General features: G+C 41.7%; 16 protein-coding genes. 2 read left to right on the top strand and 14 right to left on the bottom strand.

The annotated features are described in order from the left end of the window. Positions 1–721, top strand: a 721-nt coding sequence (locus CEF20_RS14705) for an RNA-guided endonuclease InsQ/TnpB family protein (protein ID WP_232713553.1), incomplete at its 5' end; no start/stop codon positions are given. A gap of 83 nt (positions 722–804) precedes the next feature. On the opposite strand, the gene CEF20_RS14700 is transcribed toward CEF20_RS14705, so the two are convergent. The 8 genes from CEF20_RS14700 to CEF20_RS14665 all read right to left on the bottom strand — a co-directional run bounded on the left by CEF20_RS14700 (position 805) and on the right by CEF20_RS14665 (position 7,462). Further along, positions 805–1,935: a YcaO-like family protein gene (locus CEF20_RS14700; RefSeq protein ID WP_232713552.1), complete on the bottom strand. Its 1,131-nt coding sequence runs from the start codon at positions 1,933–1,935 to the stop codon at positions 805–807. Beyond that, positions 1,923–2,672 carry an ABC transporter permease gene (locus tag CEF20_RS14695; RefSeq protein WP_269799240.1) on the bottom strand — a complete coding sequence of 250 codons (750 nt, stop codon included), beginning with the start codon at positions 2,670–2,672 and terminating at the stop codon, positions 1,923–1,925. The genes CEF20_RS14700 and CEF20_RS14695 overlap by 13 nt, the downstream gene beginning before the upstream one ends. Positions 2,673–2,690: 18 nt before the next feature. After that, entirely contained in the window at positions 2,691–3,581 is an 891-nt protein-coding gene (locus tag CEF20_RS14690; protein ID WP_232713550.1) for an ABC transporter ATP-binding protein, read from the bottom strand. Positions 3,582–3,687: 106 nt separating this feature from the next. After that, complete coding sequence (locus CEF20_RS17560) at positions 3,688–3,936, bottom strand: CPBP family intramembrane glutamic endopeptidase (RefSeq protein WP_408607820.1); 249 nt, start codon at positions 3,934–3,936, stop codon at positions 3,688–3,690. A gap of 225 nt (positions 3,937–4,161) precedes the next feature. Beyond that, on the bottom strand, positions 4,162–5,001 hold the full coding sequence (locus CEF20_RS14680; RefSeq protein ID WP_100332615.1) for a SagB family peptide dehydrogenase: 840 nt from the start codon (positions 4,999–5,001) through the stop codon (positions 4,162–4,164). Between the two features lie 176 nt (positions 5,002–5,177). Next, on the bottom strand, positions 5,178–5,990 hold the full coding sequence (locus CEF20_RS14675) for a hypothetical protein (RefSeq protein WP_100332614.1): 813 nt from the start codon (positions 5,988–5,990) through the stop codon (positions 5,178–5,180). Positions 5,991–6,007: 17 nt separating this feature from the next. Further along, a complete protein-coding gene (locus CEF20_RS14670) occupies positions 6,008–6,919 on the bottom strand; it encodes a hypothetical protein (RefSeq protein ID WP_100332613.1) in 912 nt (303 codons plus the stop codon). A gap of 3 nt (positions 6,920–6,922) precedes the next feature. Further along, a complete protein-coding gene (locus tag CEF20_RS14665; protein WP_100332612.1) occupies positions 6,923–7,462 on the bottom strand; it encodes a hypothetical protein in 540 nt (179 codons plus the stop codon). A gap of 347 nt (positions 7,463–7,809) precedes the next feature. On the opposite strand from CEF20_RS14665, the gene CEF20_RS14660 reads away from it, so the two are divergent. Then, positions 7,810–8,550, top strand: coding sequence for a tetratricopeptide repeat protein (locus tag CEF20_RS14660; protein ID WP_100332611.1), 741 nt, complete (start codon positions 7,810–7,812; stop codon positions 8,548–8,550). A 405-nt stretch (positions 8,551–8,955) separates the two neighbouring features. Here the strand turns inward: CEF20_RS14660 and CEF20_RS14655 are convergent, their stop codons facing one another. From CEF20_RS14655 to CEF20_RS14630, 6 genes are all read right to left on the bottom strand, one after another. Next, on the bottom strand, positions 8,956–9,405 hold the full coding sequence (locus CEF20_RS14655) for an AraC family transcriptional regulator (protein ID WP_100332610.1): 450 nt from the start codon (positions 9,403–9,405) through the stop codon (positions 8,956–8,958). A gap of 593 nt (positions 9,406–9,998) precedes the next feature. Next, positions 9,999–11,429: an NAD(P)-binding domain-containing protein gene (locus CEF20_RS14650; protein WP_100332609.1), complete on the bottom strand. Its 1,431-nt coding sequence runs from the start codon at positions 11,427–11,429 to the stop codon at positions 9,999–10,001. 49 nt (positions 11,430–11,478) lie between these two features. Further along, positions 11,479–11,832 (bottom strand): hydroxyisourate hydrolase, encoded by a 354-nt coding sequence (uraH, locus tag CEF20_RS14645; RefSeq protein WP_100332608.1) that lies wholly within the window; start codon positions 11,830–11,832, stop codon positions 11,479–11,481. A gap of 14 nt (positions 11,833–11,846) precedes the next feature. Then, positions 11,847–12,341, bottom strand: coding sequence for a 2-oxo-4-hydroxy-4-carboxy-5-ureidoimidazoline decarboxylase (gene uraD, locus CEF20_RS14640; protein WP_100332607.1), 495 nt, complete (start codon positions 12,339–12,341; stop codon positions 11,847–11,849). A 238-nt stretch (positions 12,342–12,579) separates the two neighbouring features. Further along, positions 12,580–13,884: a nucleobase:cation symporter-2 family protein gene (locus tag CEF20_RS14635; RefSeq protein WP_100332606.1), complete on the bottom strand. Its 1,305-nt coding sequence runs from the start codon at positions 13,882–13,884 to the stop codon at positions 12,580–12,582. An 813-nt stretch (positions 13,885–14,697) separates the two neighbouring features. Beyond that, positions 14,698–16,329: a PucR family transcriptional regulator gene (locus CEF20_RS14630; RefSeq protein ID WP_100332605.1), complete on the bottom strand. Its 1,632-nt coding sequence runs from the start codon at positions 16,327–16,329 to the stop codon at positions 14,698–14,700. Positions 16,330–16,457: the final 128 nt, after the last annotated feature.

Raw genomic sequence — 16,457 nt, 5'->3', positions numbered from 1 at the left:
GCCTATTCGGGCTTTATTAATTGATAAGGAAAATCGAAATTTCAATTTGCTGAAACATAAGTTAGGCACATTGCGTATCACGAAAAAGTCAAATAAATGGATCGCACAAATTTCTGTCACTACGCCTACTCCTCAAAAAACGGGATTCAAGGTTATGGGAGTTGACTTAGGTTTAAAAGTTCCGGCTGTTGCAGTAACTGATGACGGAAAAGTGCGTTTCTTTGGTAACGGCAGACAGAATAAATATAAAAAGAGAAAGTTTCGTTCTGTTCGTAAAGCATTAGGCAAAAAGAAAAAATTAAATGCTATCCGCAGTTCAAAAAACAAGGAACAGCGTTGGATGAAAGATCAAGACCATAAAGTAAGTCGTGCGATTGTTAATTTTGCTAAAGAAAATGAAATCTCTGTCATTCGTTTAGAACAATTAGCGAATATCAGACAGACGACAAGAACAAGTCGTAAAAACGAAAAGAATTTGCATACATGGTCCTTTTATCATCTATCTCAATTTATTGAGTACAAGGCCAAGTTAGAAGGCATTAAGGTTGAATATGTGAATCCTGTTTATACGAGTCAAACATGTCCTAACTGTTCTGAAAAGAACAAAGCACAAGACCGCAAATACAAGTGTAAATGCGGATTCGAGAAACATCGTGATCTAGTAGGTGCTATGAATATTCGATGTGCACCTGTGATTGATGGTAATAGTCAATCAGCATAGGGAACTATAGGTTCTGCCCTATGAGGGGCAATGAGATGCCCTCATCTTGAAGGCTGTTCAAAACAGAAATGGACTGCGAACGCTTAGTCATTCAAGAATCCCACCCGTTTAACCGTAAGGTTTAGGGCTTGCGTCTTTAGACGTGGGAGTCTCAAATCCAGTACTCCATTTGAAAATTTAGAAGTCAGCCAGTTAGGAGCATAGACGATTTTCCTCGTATTATTAACAGCTTGTGTATATTCCTCCATGGAAGCAAGGATAGCTCTTTCAATATCTGGTGAAATGCCGCCTCCTGTATTAAAGGAGTATTTTGTCATATCATCGTCAAAGGACATGGCTGTAATAACGTGAAAGTTTTGCTGGTCTACATTATGCCGAAAGAACCGTATGTTTTTTTCTTGAATATAGTCTTTAAATCTTTTCAATTGTTTATTATGAATTTGATCTATAATGATTTCTTCGGTTTTGATTTTGCAGTACCAAGATAAATTTATTTCATGCCGCTCTATGATCTCCATCAGCCCGTGTTCAATGCCATGCTGCTCTAGGTAATGGGAGGTAAGCCCGCCGGAAGTAGCGTAGCCTATCCTCTTTTCTGCTGTGCTTTGGGGCTTATAATACATAAGAATGAGACAAGCCGGTATATAGATGGAATCTCCCGTGTTTAATTCCTCCATTTGCATCCAGCTCGTATAGGTGTCCTCGTGAAACTCTTCAAATAAAAAGTTTTCCTCTGTCAACTGGTCTGCTGAAAAATTTCTGATTTCTTTGGGGTGAATGGCCTTCATTCCTTGTCTTTGAAGGTCGAGATAAGATCCTAGTACAATTCGTTCTTTTTGTTCGAAATACTCAAGGCAGGCCATCAGCCGTTCAAACGCTTCTCCAAGGGAAGAGCAAATGGCTTTGTATAAAGTAAAGCCTTTTCCGCCAGCGAAAATGGATTCATTTAACTTAACGCTCATGCTCGTTCTTCTTAATAAATAATTAAAGAAGTAGTTGATGTTCATAAATTCACAATTTCCGATGTAAAGCGGAATTTCGGAAGAGGGCGCCATGACAACATCCAGCTTTTTTATGAGATTAAAATAGCCTAAATAGCTGCTCATCTCTTTATAATTAGTGTAATCTTCATATTCAAGGAAAGGAGGCTCAGATATCTTTCTTTTGTTTTGAATATTGATCTTGACTCTTTTCTTTGCCTTTACGAGTCCCATCTGATCTTCACACTCCTTAATAGGATATATAGGCCGGCTGCCAGCAAGAGCAAATACAAGAGGCTTCCAAGTGATTCACGGATGGAAAGCTCGCCGATCCACAGCATTTGCGTAATCTCTACACTGTGCGACATTGGAAAAGCTTTGGCGGCATATTGAACATATTGCGGCAAAGAATCCAGCGGAAGAACAATCCCCGATGTGAATAGCAATGCCATGAAAAAACCGGAAGAAACCAGATTGGCGGTTCTTGCTGATTTTATGAATAGTGCAATTAAAAAGCCTATTGCATAAAAGACATAAATGATCAGAAAGTAAAGAAATATAAAAGATAGCGTCTCTGTGAAATTCATGTAATAAGAAGCATCATAGACGGTAAATGACAATGTAACAAAAAGAAAAGTAGACGCAATGCTGACGGCTGAAAACGTAAGAGCTAATGAAGAAAAATAGCTTCTGATATTGATAGGATAGGTATGATAACTCTTTAGCACTCCTTGTTCCTTCAGTTCCAGTATGGTGATCGGAATGCCCATTAACCCGGCATTTGCCAGCAGAAACACGATATTAACAGGAACGACTGTATCGATGCCCAGAACGTTTTCGCCATATTGCGTTCTCTCACTCCCAAAAGCTCCGCCAAAGACAATCGTCAAAATAATGGGCAGAACTACCATGAAAAAAATTGAAACGGGCTCTCTTAATAATGCTTTCATTTCAACCTTAAAAAATGCCATTTTCGCTCTCATTCAATCTCACTCCGTTTCCTTCATTAATTCTCCTGTGTGATAAAAGTAAATATCCTCCAAGTCCACTGGGTGTATGTTGAATTTTGCTGAAGAATTCACTGAATGAAAGGAATCGTAATCCTCCTTCTTAATGAAAAAGTTATAAACAGAACCAGAAACCTTTAAGTCCAGCAGGGAGTCGCGCTCATTGATATACTGTTTTAAATCTTTTAAATAATTTTTTCTTGTCTTGATGACAAATCCGCGTTCGAACTCTGCAATTAACTCATCCGTTTTGCCGTGGAGAACGATCTTTCCTTTATTCAGTAAATATACATAATCACTGTATTGCGCAGCCTGATTTAAATAATGATCAGACACAATCACAATATTGTCTTGCGAGTAATCCCGAATCATATTCCATATCTCATCGCGGCTGAATGTATCAAGTCCTGAAACAGGTTCGTCCAATACGACCACGCGATACTTGGGCATGAATAGCATGGCGATCAGCACTCTTCTTTTTGTTCCGCCAGACAGCATTTTTGTTTTTTGATGATAAAATTCTTGCAGCTTAAACTCTTTCAAATAATCGTACGTGTCAATGTCCAAATTAAATATCTCCTTGACGAGGGTTAATTCTTCTGCCACTGTACAATTTTTGCGGAGAGTATTGTTTTGAGTAAGAAACCCTACATAATTCCGCATACTTATGCGGTCCACTGTCTGATTATTGATGGTAACCTGTCCTTCGTTGTAATCCCGAAGCCCCACGAGTATTTCTAGAAGCGTTGATTTTCCGCTTCCGTTCGGTCCGGCAATTAAATAGACCCCGGGATCCTGCAAGGACAAAGTGATTCCATCTAATACCGTTTTATCTCCGTATTTTTTAATTAAGGAGTTTACGTTAATTTGCAACGGTAACAACCTCCGATTTCAATGATTTATCTTTTAAGGCTAAGTAATTATAAATTCCATGGAAGAGAATCGATAGGAAAAGACTGTTGGTAATGAGGAATATCCCTCAGCAAATGGCGCCTAATACCGCTTTAGAAAAAACATCATAGCCGGAGAAAGAAATATGTATCAGGCCGAAACAGATGCTTCCCGCAATAAGCAGCAAGAGGATGGGATATTCATGCTGAAACAGATAGTATCGGAAAATAAACTCCTCCTGTATTCCTATGATAAGAGATAGAAAAAAGGCTGATAACCGGACTTTCCCTTTAAAATAGTAGGACAAGTCTAAGAGCAAGGCTTTTTGAGTAATCATATTTAAGGTGAAAAAATCAAGCATAAAAAACAGAACAGCAAGCGTTATGATCGTGATTAATGTTATAAAGGAGAACGATAGGTTAAGATCTATTGAGCCAAATATGAAAAAGTTAGTCAGGCTGCAAATCCATAACGCACCGGCATACAGATAGGGAGCTCGTCTGTCCTTTCTAAGAGCGAACATGAGAAGAACAAGGAGTAATACCTGCAGGATAACGATTTCCTAAACCTCCTCTGGTTTATAACCAAAACAAATCGATACAATAGGATAATCATTGCTGGAAAGACCGAGCAAATCCTCAAGTTTATGCTCCAAATATCCGGCCACGGAGCAAGATCCCAGATCATGGAATTCTGCAATAAGCTGTAAATAAGCAGTAAGAATTCCGGTATCAACATGGGAAAAACGATACGCTCTTTTATAGTACTTCGGCACAACTCTTTCCATATCCGCAACGATAAAACAGATAAAATTGCTGTACACAGTGAACTCATTTTGAAAATGAATATCATTAATCAGAGGTCTCATGTTGCCTGCGTCCATTAAACAAAGCTCGTTATGGATAAAGTCATAGTAATATAAGCCTTGCTCTAATCCTTCAACATTAAGAGCGACAATGTATAAATCTAAATAATTCAGACCGCCTTGAGAGTTCGTGTACTTGAAAGGATATTTCTTTTGATTATATGCCCCCAGTCCATAATTCTTTACACCAAAGCTGTAATGAATGATGTTGCTGAAAGTCTCAAAATCTACCTGTTTGTTTTCATAATCTCTCAAAGAATGTCTGTTGGAAATTAGATCCGGCAGCATTTGATTCTGAAATCTTTCCCTATTTGCCTTAAGGGGGATTTTCTTTAATGATTGCTGTATGAGATGGGCCTTATGATGCTGAATGTAATATTCATCATGCATATATTTCAAGTAATTTTTCGTTTTGTAAGGCGTATCATCAATCAGCTCATGGGTGATTTTGATTTGGTCTATATCGGTCACATCTAAAAGCTGTTCTTTTATTTGTTGCAGTTTATTTGGAATTTCTTTCATTCTTGTTCCTTCCATTGTGGTCAGCAGCCCCTTTATCTTGCATGTAAGATGCCGCAAAACTCCTTCTTCCAGAATGGAGAGGGAACCAAAAAGTCCAAGAGGAAGATCACGGCATCTTACTGCCCGATTTGTTTAACGAACCAGCAGCGGGGAATGAGAGAAAATTTCCCGCTGTTTGAAGCTTTACTTAGTTAAGAGCGAACAATGAAAAATTCCATTATACTTCTCTCCACTCCGTCCAAATGCAGAATGTCATTCATTTTATGAGTATCGAAATATTCAATCTGTTCAAAAGGTCGACCGGTTGCTTTGAAGTGACAGCTGATTCTTTCGGCGATTTTCTCATATTGTATTAATCCGCTTTTATAACCGCACGCCCCTAAAAAAAGCATTTTTCGAATGGGGACAAAAATAGGGAGAAGAAGAATGGCCTCTTCATCCTCCAGGATTTCTTTCGGAGGAGGGGAAAAAGAGAAATAATGATGCTGTCTTAACTTTTCCGCAATGTGAGAAGCGTTTTTCCATTTAAATAAAAAATCTTTTTGCGGAAGGTACTGATATATTTCTTCACTGATCAGTACAAGTAAATCAATTAAAAAACACCCTTGCTTGTGATAGCCATTTAAATGGCCAATGAGCTGCCTGACGGTAAGGGGGAAATCCTCCAGATCCACATATTTCTCTTTTCTTGTGACATATTCAGAGTCCTGGGGGTGCACCGTCGAGCTATGCCATTCAATGGCTTTGCCGTAAAGGTCGATATTCTTCAGGAATTCATCCGAATGAACGGGCTGGGAATTCACATGAAAGTACTCTGCTGGCGAGAAATAGTGTTCACTGGTATAACGTGCTGAATAATAGGATAGATTCTCTTCTAAAAATTCAAAAATATTTTCAGAATAGGCTACGTTTTCTTCGATATATCGTTTGAAAACGGCTACTTCTTCACCGCTGAAATTCTCCTCTTTTTCCTCAAACATTATGCCTAGCATCTGCTTATCCAATTGTCCATTCTCCTTTCTTAAATAAATGCATGAACAAGGTTTTTGTCACTTTGACAGCTTGGACATTTTGGAAATTTCAATAATCTTGTTTTGGTGTTGACCATGCGTTCAAAATCCATGGAGTAAGCATAATAATTCAATGACGAGAATTGCATATACTGGTTTAATAATAGTGCTGTTTGATTGACAAGCATATGAAAATGAAGAGGGTGCGATGTAGGCTGAACCTTATCTTGTTGAAGCAAGCGTTCCTTCATTACTTGATAGTCTAAGAGATTATAAAAAGAGGATTCGCGTAAAATTTCAAAGTCATTGTAACAGCCTACCTGTGCAAAGTTCAGGAGCGGAATGATAATACCTTCACTGCCATCGAGGTAAGCAATGATTAATTTTTTATTTTGCTCTAAACATAGCTTATTTGCTTGATAAAAAGTTCCAGGGGAAAAGTGGTTTTTAAAAAGAATCACATATTCAAAGGGCTCCAGCTTTTCGCTAGCAGCTTCGTTATGGTTCAGGCTTATAAATTGCTCATTATGATTGGCATCGTCAAGTACTAGGAGCTGGGCGGAGTATCCCCCTTTTTCGAAAATGTCTTGAATGACGGATACCTGTTCAAGATCTGTCATAATGCAAACGGGCTTCTCTATTTGCTGAGCATTTGGGCATTCCAGCATGACTTCAATTTCAAGCAATTGTTCTAATAAATCTGAAACGTATTTTTCGTTCGGTTCACTGATCTTATTGGAAAGCTCTTCCGCTAGTCTTTCTTGTGGAACGGGAAAATCAGTCTTTTCAAATAAAGCCTCTAAAATGCCGGTCTTATCTTCATCTTTCAAATGAAAGGAGTAGTTGGACATGCTTCCTTTTTTCACGAGATATTCATAGCGGGAGCATCTGATAAATAGCATGCCTTTATTAAGAGTTAACATAGGCTAACTTTCCTCCTCTGTGATTTTTTCCATATGCAGATCAAAGCCGACAATTGTTCCGTTCATATCCACCTTAGCAATTTCAATGATTGGATTGCTGCCTAAGTCCATTTCGTTAACATGAGAAGCATGAGCGTACTTTACGAATTGATCAACAGCTCTCTTAAATTCATTCATATCATTTGGAATAGAAATCTTAATACTTTTCCCTAACTTATAATGATCCATAAAGAAATAATCATCGTACTTGTCCAGGAATCTTTGTATGTAATGTGAATCGGAAATTGGAACCATGATTTGTAAAGTAATGGTTTTCTTTTTTTCATTGCGGCCGATGACCTTGGTGATCACTTTATGGCAATGCTTATGTCCATTTTTGCTTAGGCGCCCGATCAGCTGATCCATTTCTTTTTTCATGACCATTGGATTGGAGATCTCCTTTTGAAAGGCTACGATCTCTTTAAAAACGAGAGCTTCTGTTTCTATGATTTCAAGTTCTTCTAATGCGGACATTTCTTCCTCCTTTTTAAGGCGTTTTTCCAAAACCTTCTCCTGTATCCTTATATTTTGTATAATAAAAATTAGTTATTATGGTTTATTATGGCATACGGAGATTGGCGGGAAATGAACAAACCATGCAGAATGAAGCTTTTTACAAAGAAGCGTGAACTCTTTAATTGCTGCCTTCCGGGACTTATTTCAAAGACATTATAGTGAGAATAATTGTTAATTTAAATAGGGAAATTTGCAATAAATCATGAAGAGAGAGGGAGAGCAATGAAGGGCTTAGGCGACCGGATAAAATATTATAGGAAGAAAAAGGGTTTGACCAGAAAGCAACTGAGCGAAAACCTGTGTGATGAATCCACAATTTTTCGTATAGAAAAAACATGCATGTCCCGCGGCTGGATATTGTATATGCACTTGTCGAAAGGCTGGATATTCAAATAGAATATCTTCTGCTTGAAAAAGATGAGGAGCTGGATGCCATAAAATCATTATGCAGGGAGTTAATCTATTATCATGACTTTATGGCGTTGGAATTAGCCATAGAAGAACTGAACCATATTATCAGGAAACGGGGTTCATCCTGCCCGTCCAGAAAAATGCTATTAAAATACTCTTCCTGGTACACGGCAATTATAATGCATAAACGAGAGGGAAAGCTTATAGAAGCGAAGAAATTGCTTGAAAAGCTAGTGGAAGAGAATTCTTGTATAAACGATATTGATATTGATATTTTAAATACTCTAGGCCAGATTCACCTCGAGCTCAATCAATTTAAGGATGCACGCCGCTTTTTGAATAAGGCTTATCAGATGGTATCAGCCAAACCTTTTCAAACAGAAGACTTCACGCTGTATCCAAGAACCATCTATTATTTTGCCCTTACCTTGTATTATTTGAAGAACTACGATGAAGCGCTGGAATTATGTTACACGGTTCTTTATTATTTAGAAGCCAATCAATTAATCTATTATAGGGGAGAGCTTTGTCAATTGATTGGGCAGCTATTGATGATTGACCAGCATAATGAAGAAGCATGCGTTTATCTTAAAAAAGCAGAATTGTTATTTGCTTTAGAAGATAAGAAAGAGCATTTGCCCAGCATTGCAAAAGAGAAGGTGTGAACTCCCCGCCGCTTAGCGAATTTTACGGCTCTTGAAGCGGGGGCTTTTCGACTGGTAATGAGACACTATAAATTAGGATTGGTAGATCTTTATATGATCAAGCTAAGGCGCTTTGCTTGTTCGCCTTGTCATAAGTGAACAGAGTTTTCCTCTATTCACATACGGCAAGGTCAAGGGACTTCCCTCAAGTTCTGCTGATAGGCCTTGATAGCAGGCCGTTTCTTTATCCGCTGCTGACAATAGTCATTTATAGAATCCATTCGTTTTGTGTGATAAAAACATTCAATATGAAGGTTCTTTAGAGCGCTTTTAAGTCATCTTATTGGAAGTTTTCAGCGGGCGCTATGCCATAAAGATCGAAGAATAATGAAGCAGCCGGCCAGCGAATTTCCCTGCACATCGGCTTTACGCTGTAACAGGGACACATACTTCACAGTAAGGGCTGCTAATTATATCTCCTGTGTATTTTTCCATAATGGGTTTATTATCCATTTCATATTCTTGGTTCTGCAGGGCTTGAAAAATATCTGAGTATGCTTTTTGAATGTCCTCTGCGGTATGTTTCACTTCATAAATAAGATATTTTCCGCCAGAAAGCTCCCCTTCCAAAACGGAATCATTGACTTGATAATCATTAGGAATAACAATGCAAGCATCAAATCTGCAGTTATCAGGGATCGTGGTTTTTGGGTTGTCTTGCGGAATGGCAAATAGAGTGCCAGATTCAAGAAGGCCTTTCTCCTTAGCCCATTTTTTTAGCTTCTCCATTACTTCGATATTGGCGGGACCATATTGACCAACCCGCCGCATATAGGCAATACGATGCTGTGGCAATGTTTCGACTTTATGTTTCACTATTTTTTCTTCCTTCCTCTTCTTATTTTGCTTGCTGCATTTTGAATGTAACATGTTTAAAAAAAAGGCTGTTTAATTTTAAGAATTTTTCGAAAACAAACAAACGTTACGGCGGAGGGGTGTGTGAAATGCTCAGATGAACAGCAGCACGAGAATAAAGGGGCGGCAAAAGTTGGACATGCTCCTAGAGCAGCTTTTCCCTCCCAATGCCCGTTATGGATAGCCGAACACCATCGCAAAAAGGAAAAAGGAACAGTCGGAGCCCATTAACAGAAGGAAGCATATGAAGATTGCCCCTTTGGATTTTGATCCCTGTCTGAACTTCTCCTGACAAATGAACATCTAAATTAGGCTTTTATGAAGACAGGACCCCTTTGCCGCTTTTTTTGGATAGGATGCGAGGGGTATGAAAGTCTGTATTGGCTGGTTTCAGTAAACGACTGTGGAGCTGTATCTATGAGTCGTTTTCCTTTCAGATAAGACAAAGCAGAAAGGCGATCTGTTAATCGATTGCCGCAGCGTGTGCCAATGGATGGGCCAATCAAGAAGAAAGCCGGTGCGTTAAGGCAAGATGCCGAAACACACCGGCTGCTTTAGCCATGCAGGACGCGCTTTTTTGTCCATTCTCCCGTAAATTCTGCTTCGTTATAAGTGTAGAAGTCCTGCAGTATTTCTTTGCGGTTATCAAGGAAGAACTGACCCGCGACGGCGGATACCAGTCTGGGAATTCCAAATTTCAAGCCGGAAAGCCCGGAGGCGGAAATGCCGCAGCTGACTAAAGCGGAATAATTAAAAGCAAACAGCCCATACAGATGCTTCTCATGTCTTTCATAACGGCTTGTGAAAGCAAAGCCAGCGCTGAGATAAGGGTGGGCATCGAGCAAAGGATTCGATATCCCGGCCGGCGCCTTGTAGCGGTCTCCCCAGCGGGCAATATAGCTTTCGATAAGCTTCAGCTCCGGGCGCAATGCCGGATCGGTGACGAGACCCGTGCTAATAATTAGAAAGTCAAACTTAAATCGGCCTTGCGGCGTGGTGACTGCTGCGCCTTCTTCTTCGGGCTCCACATTCAGCCAAGGTGCGCCTAAATGCAGGTGAAAGCCGGGCCAGGCGGCTGCGCGCTGAAAGGTGTCATTGGTAGGCGGCTGATTATGCTTAAAGAAATGGGCAATCACGGCATATTTATCAGCGTCGGATAGCACATTGAAATGCTCAATCAGCCCAGAATCCTCCATTTGGCGGATTGGGTTTATGCGCGGAAGCTTTTGGCGGCGGACAAATACATGAACTTCAGCCGCCCCTTCTGATAAAGCAAAGTTGGTATTGTCAAAAGCTGAGGCGCCGCCTCCCAAAACAGCGATTCGCTTGCCCTTCAGCGCTTTGAAATGGATATCTTCAGAAGTGTGGGCATAGAGGCTGTGTGGCAGCTTTTCGGTAATCATAGGCGGGACATGCCACTCGCCACCCCCTTGAATGCCGGTGGCTAAAATCACTTTGCGGGCCAGTAAAGTGCTGGAAGGAGCGCCGGCTCCCTCGATATGCAGGCGGTATATCCCTTCTTCGAGCGGCTGTATGAGCTTCAGCTTTACCTCGTTTATAACCGGCAAGTTAAGCACCTTCCGATACCAGCGCAGATAGTTCATCCACTCGCCCCTTGGGATTTTCACCATCTCTTCCCAGCTTTTTGATCCGAATTGAGCTTCCCACCAAGAGCGAAATGTAAGCGATGGAATACCAAGGTCAATAGAGGTTAAATCCTTAGGTGTGCGTAATGTCATCATTCGGGCGTACGTGGTCCATGGCCCTTCCTGCCCTTCAGGATTTTCATCGATAACAAGAATATTGGAAATTCGTTCACGCAAAAGGCCGAAAGTAATCCCTAAGCCGCATTGGCCGCCTCCGATGATAACGGCGTCATACACATGACCCTCGGGATGGCAAAGCGGCCGCACCCAGTCATTTTTGCCGAATGTGAGATAAGAAAGATCGGTTTTTACTTGTTTATTTAAAGCTTCTAAGCTCATAGTAACCATTCCTTTCAACTTAGGATGAGATGAATTGAATCAAGGCGGATTAGCTGCCCCGGTAGACTTGATAGCCCCATGGAGAAATGAGCAACGGGACATGATAACGGGGCGAGCGGCCATCAAGGCCGATTCGCACGGATACCTTATCGAGAAAGGCTGGATTTGATAGAGGCACCCCTTTCTTCCTGAAATAATCTCCTATATAAAACAGCAGTTCATACTCTCCAGTCCGCATGTTATCGAAAGGGAGAAGTGGATTATCCAGCCGCCCATCCGTGTTAGTGGCGGCAGTGTGCAGTAAATGCTTGCCGGCTCCTTCCAAACGGTAGAGCTCAATATCCACCCCTGAAGCAGGCTGGCCATGGGTTAAGTCCAAAATATGGGTAGTCAGTCCCTTCATCTCTTTACACCTCTTTACGCAATTTGATCTTCGATTCTCAGCCGAATAATTTGATAGATTTCTGATAAGGCCTGAGTAAATTCTTGCTCTTTTGAATTTTTCAATCGGTTTTGCATCGCTTGAAAAATATCCTCTTTGTTCTTTCCGCGAACAGCCAAAATAAAGGGGAATCCGAACTGCTGAACGTACGTTTTATTCATATCCAGCAGCCGCTCATATTCTGTGTCTGACAGCTGGCTCAGCCCCGCTCCTTTTTGTTCGCTTTGGGAAAGCGTACTGATCGGCTGCCGCGTCCCGAGATGGGGGTGGGCTTGGATGATCTTCCGCTTTTCTTCTTCACTCGCTGTTTGAATGACGGTGATGATTTGTTCACATAGGCTCTCCCGGGAATGAAATGGCCGAAATGCTGCTGATCTTTCCATGACCCAGGGAGAGTGTTCGCATATATCCTTTAACCTTTCGACAAACTCAGACAGTGGCATTTCATTTAAAGCTTTCATCGGAATCATGGATCGCCGCTCCTTTTTTTAACTGTTAAGCCAATATAAATTGAATCTTCAAACCGCGGAGGTTTCTTTTCTTTTCCGCTTTTGAAAAGAAGAACAAAGGCTGCGCTCTGCATCGTGCAGGGCCTGAATTGTTACTGCGATAAGACAGCACCGGTTTGCTCACTCGCCGTGCTGCCTGCTGTACCTCATTTGAGGCGCTCCAGCTTATATGCCGCTAGGCGGGCGCTTGCGCATTCGTTTAAGAAACATGGGCTGTCTCTGTTTCTTCATGCGCAAGGGCAGGAGGAGACATAGAGCGAAAGTTAAAAAACAGATTCATAAAGACGGCCGTTAAACTGCCGGTAATTACCCCGTCGCTCACGATGATTTTCAATCCAGCGGGCAATTGACTAAATAGTTCAGGGACGACCGTGGCTCCAAGTCCCAGAGAAATCGAGCAAGCGATAATGAGCGCGTTGTGCTGGTTGCTGAAATCTACTGAGCTCAGCATTTTAATTCCTGAAGACACGACCATGCCAAACAATATAACCGTGGCGCCGCCAAGAACGGGGGCAGGAATAATGGTCGCAAGAGCCGCAATTTTAGGAACTAAACCAAGAAGAACGAGGATGATCCCGGCAGCAACGACCACATTCGTAGATTTGTTTCGGGATAATTGAACTAGCCCTACGTTTTGTGCAAAGGTGTTATAAGGGAAGGCGTTAAAAATCCCGCCTAAGATGATCGCCAAGCCTTCTGCCCGGTATCCTCGGGCAAGGTCTTCCCGGGTAAGGGGGCGGTTGCAAATTTTCCCTAAGGCCAAAAATACACCGGTTGATTCCACGACAATGACCAGTCCGACGATTAACATCGTTAGAATCGGGCCGAGCTCAAAGGAGGGAGCACCGAAATAGAACGGGCGGGGGATGTGGAACCATGAAGCTTCTGCTACCTCATGAAAACGGATTCTCCCCATCATTGCCGCCAGCACGGTCCCGATAATGATTCCTAAGAGCACGGAAAGCGCGCGGGCAAATCCTTTAAAGAAGCGATTGATAATAAGGATGACTGCAATCACGCTCATCGATAACATTAAGTTCTCTAGGCTGCCGAAGTCCGGTTTTCCCGCACCGCCTGCCATGTTACGGATGCCTGAGGGAATTAGTGACAGTCCAATGATGACGACAACCGTGCCTGTGACAACAGGAGGAAAGAACCTTACAAGCTTTCCAAGATAGCGGGCAAATAAGAAAATAAACAGTCCGGCGGCTATAATGGATCCGTAAATGGCGGAAATTCCATGCTGCGATCCGATAGCGATCATCGGCGGCAATGCGACAAACGAAGCGCCTAATACAACGGGAAGTCCAATCCCAAAGTACTTATTTTTCCACGCTTGCAATAACGTAGCGATACCGCAAGTTAATAAGTCGATCGCGACCAAGTAGGACAGCTGCTCCGGATTAAGACCCAGTGCTCTGCCGACAAGGAGCGGTACAAGAATAGCTCCCGCATACATGGCCATGACGTGCTGAAATCCTAACGATAATACGGTTGAATTCATCTGTATTCCCCCTTTATCTTCTTTAATTGAGGAAACCTTTCCCCCGCTGTTTGGTCTTGAATCTCTTCTTGCGTGCTCTCTAACAAATCACGATAAACGAAATCCAAGCTCTTCAGTCTGTGAAGAAAAAATGCTGAATCATCTGGTCAAGACTAAGAGGCCGGTCGAGTTAAATCACGGTACAAGGGTGTTTATTTTGAAGGTCATCATCTTTAAATAGCCATCAGGTACGATTTGAATTGCTTCTCAAAATGCTCTTTGAGCCGGCGTTTGTATTCTTTAGATAAGGAGCCATCGAACGATGAGGTTAATTCAAAGTTTCTTTCGCTTGCCTCCTGATTCCTCATGCTATATATTTCTCGGTTCATTCCGTTATAGAGCTGCGATTATTGCTTTTTAAAAGCAGAATTCATTTTGCTCACTCGCTGTTCTCTTAAAAAAGTTCAAATGGAATCGGTCGGAATGCTTCCTCCGCACTTGCATAGTAGCGGGCTTTGTTCTACGGTGAATCAATAAAATCATAAGCGCACTGATCAGCTCCTTCGTGTAAGTTTTTATTACTTTAAATGTTAGAAAATCTAACATAGATAAAGTGTATGTCATCTTCGTTTCAAAGTCATTAGAAGAAGTGTGAATTTTTTGATATCTATTTGTGCTATTTAACTAAAAGTGAGCAGGGGGAAAAGAGTGCCTTCTTTTGGGGTATGGAGCTGGACCTTGTGAAAAAAGAAAAAGTCAAACATTCCCCTTGGGGCTGTTTGACTGGATTGCTGCGGCAAAATGTATATATAACGTTGCCGGCACGTCTTGTTTTTAAGAAAGTGGGCTGCTTCCCTGAAGTAATGCTTTGACTCTGAAAGCGAGGCGCAGGCGCAGTGTTTCATCCGGTTCTTTCAAGCTTCTTCCGAGGATGTCCTCGCACTTCTCTAAACGGTAGATGACCGTATTGCGGTGTACAAATAATCGGTTGGCTGTTTCGGACAGCTGGCAATGCGTTTCTAAATAAACGGACAAAGTTTGGAGCAGTGTTTGCTGGTCTTTCTTCGGCACGCGGGCAAAGGGCTGGAAAGTGTTTGTGCAAAACTTTTCCAATTGATCGCAGGGAACCATGCGTAAAATCTCCGGCACTTCCTTAGGCTGGTAGCATTCAATAAATCGTTTCTTTCCAGATAGATGCCCAAAGTGCAGCGTGTCGGTTGCTTCTTTGCAGGAGGCGGGAACGTGGATCAGCTGCTGGGCGAAATTGCTGATGCCGAATGAGAGATCCTTTTGGAAGTGAGTGAAGATCTTCGCTTGTATGTCCTGTAAAAAAGAGAGGAAGGTTTCGTCTGTTTCTTTCCAGTTGTCTTTCGCCTGAAGCAGCAGGATGTACATATGATTCAAGGTGAATAAATGAATTTTATGGGGGTAACGCTGCATTTCCGACTCAATTGTATTGTAAATCAGCTCGTGCTCAGACTGGTGCCGTGCAAACGAAACGTTTTGGTTGCGGTCCCCGATTTGGCCGACTGCGCAAACATAGCGGCTGTCATTTAACAAGCCGAATTCTTTTCCGCGGCTTGCGATTTCTTCAGCGGTGGTAAAGGTCCCGTTGATCAAGTTATGAAAAAATTCATTTTGAGTCCGCCTTGCATTTTGCTTTAAGGCATTTTCTTTCATTAATTCAAAAGCAACGACATTCGATGCCTGCTTAATAGTTAGAATCGTTGAGCGGTCGGACGGCGGGATGAATCCCAATACGCACAGATAGCTGCATTGCTGGTGTGTATAAACGGGAAAAAGGGTAACCGTCTCCCGGGTGTTACGGATAAATGAGAATGCGGACATGGATGATTTCGGAAAATGAAAGTGGAGACCGTCCGCAACTAAATCTTCCATATCCTGATAAATCGAACAGGGTTGAACAGGCTCTGCAGCTGGCTGCAATTGATGATTTAGCAGAACAGCCGGAAGATGAATAAGAGAAGATAGACTGTCAAGGAGATTGCGGATCCCTTTACCATTCATAATTTGACTAGTAAATTGCTGATGCACTTTCATAGCGTGATGAAGTTCATTGGTGCGCCGGTCAAGAATATGGCTGAGGGACTTGTTCACTATATCGTCCAATGAAGTGTGGACGGGGATTTCCAGAAGAGGAAAGCGGAGCTCATTTGCAAGCGATATTGCCGCTTCCGGTATTTCTTGCAGAAACCGTTTTGTTTTAATTCCTAATCCCGAACAGCCGTGTTTCGCCATTTCTTTCATTAGCTGCAGCAATGAATCGAGGTCATCCTTGAAATGGAAGGCGGTGGTGATCAGTAATTCATTCCTCTTTAAGAAGTGGATGATATCAGGAGCATCCATCATATTAACGGTGTTTACTTCACATTCAGCGCTTTGTTCTCCCGCAAGCAGGACGGTGCCTTTAAATACGGGAAGTTCCAATAATTCATTTAATTTCATGTGTCCCCTCTCCTTATGGGTGGTGAAATTTTAGTTAAGATAACCAAATAATTAACAGAATATTCTACATTTATGCCAATGATTTTAACAAGTATGTACTTTAAAATCAATATATATTACAAATGATG

This window comes from Bacillus xiapuensis, assembly GCF_002797355.1.
GTDB classification, from domain to species: Bacteria; Bacillota; Bacilli; order Bacillales; family Domibacillaceae; genus Bacillus_CE; species Bacillus_CE xiapuensis.
The sequence above is the reverse complement of the archived record's forward strand: the minus strand, read 5'-3'. Positions and strand labels throughout refer to the sequence as shown.

Excerpts from the sequence above, each read along its gene's own strand:
- CEF20_RS14700 (WP_232713552.1), bottom strand. The coding sequence starts at position 1,935 with ATGGGACTCGTAAAGGCAAAGAAAAGAGTCAAGATCAATATTCAAAAC.
- CEF20_RS14695 (WP_269799240.1), bottom strand. The coding sequence starts at position 2,672 with ATGGCATTTTTTAAGGTTGAAATGAAAGCATTATTAAGAGAGCCCGTT.
- CEF20_RS17560 (WP_408607820.1), bottom strand. The coding sequence starts at position 3,936 with ATGATTACTCAAAAAGCCTTGCTCTTAGACTTGTCCTACTATTTTAAA.
- CEF20_RS14680 (WP_100332615.1), bottom strand. The coding sequence starts at position 5,001 with ATGGAAGGAACAAGAATGAAAGAAATTCCAAATAAACTGCAACAAATA.
- CEF20_RS14670 (WP_100332613.1), bottom strand. The coding sequence starts at position 6,919 with ATGTTAACTCTTAATAAAGGCATGCTATTTATCAGATGCTCCCGCTAT.
- CEF20_RS14660 (WP_100332611.1), top strand. The coding sequence starts at position 7,810 with ATGCATGTCCCGCGGCTGGATATTGTATATGCACTTGTCGAAAGGCTG.
- CEF20_RS14650 (WP_100332609.1), bottom strand. The coding sequence starts at position 11,429 with ATGAGCTTAGAAGCTTTAAATAAACAAGTAAAAACCGATCTTTCTTAT.
- uraH (WP_100332608.1), bottom strand. The coding sequence starts at position 11,832 with ATGAAGGGACTGACTACCCATATTTTGGACTTAACCCATGGCCAGCCT.
- uraD (WP_100332607.1), bottom strand. The coding sequence starts at position 12,341 with ATGATTCCGATGAAAGCTTTAAATGAAATGCCACTGTCTGAGTTTGTC.
- CEF20_RS14635 (WP_100332606.1), bottom strand. The coding sequence starts at position 13,884 with ATGAATTCAACCGTATTATCGTTAGGATTTCAGCACGTCATGGCCATG.
- CEF20_RS14630 (WP_100332605.1), bottom strand. The coding sequence starts at position 16,329 with ATGAAATTAAATGAATTATTGGAACTTCCCGTATTTAAAGGCACCGTC.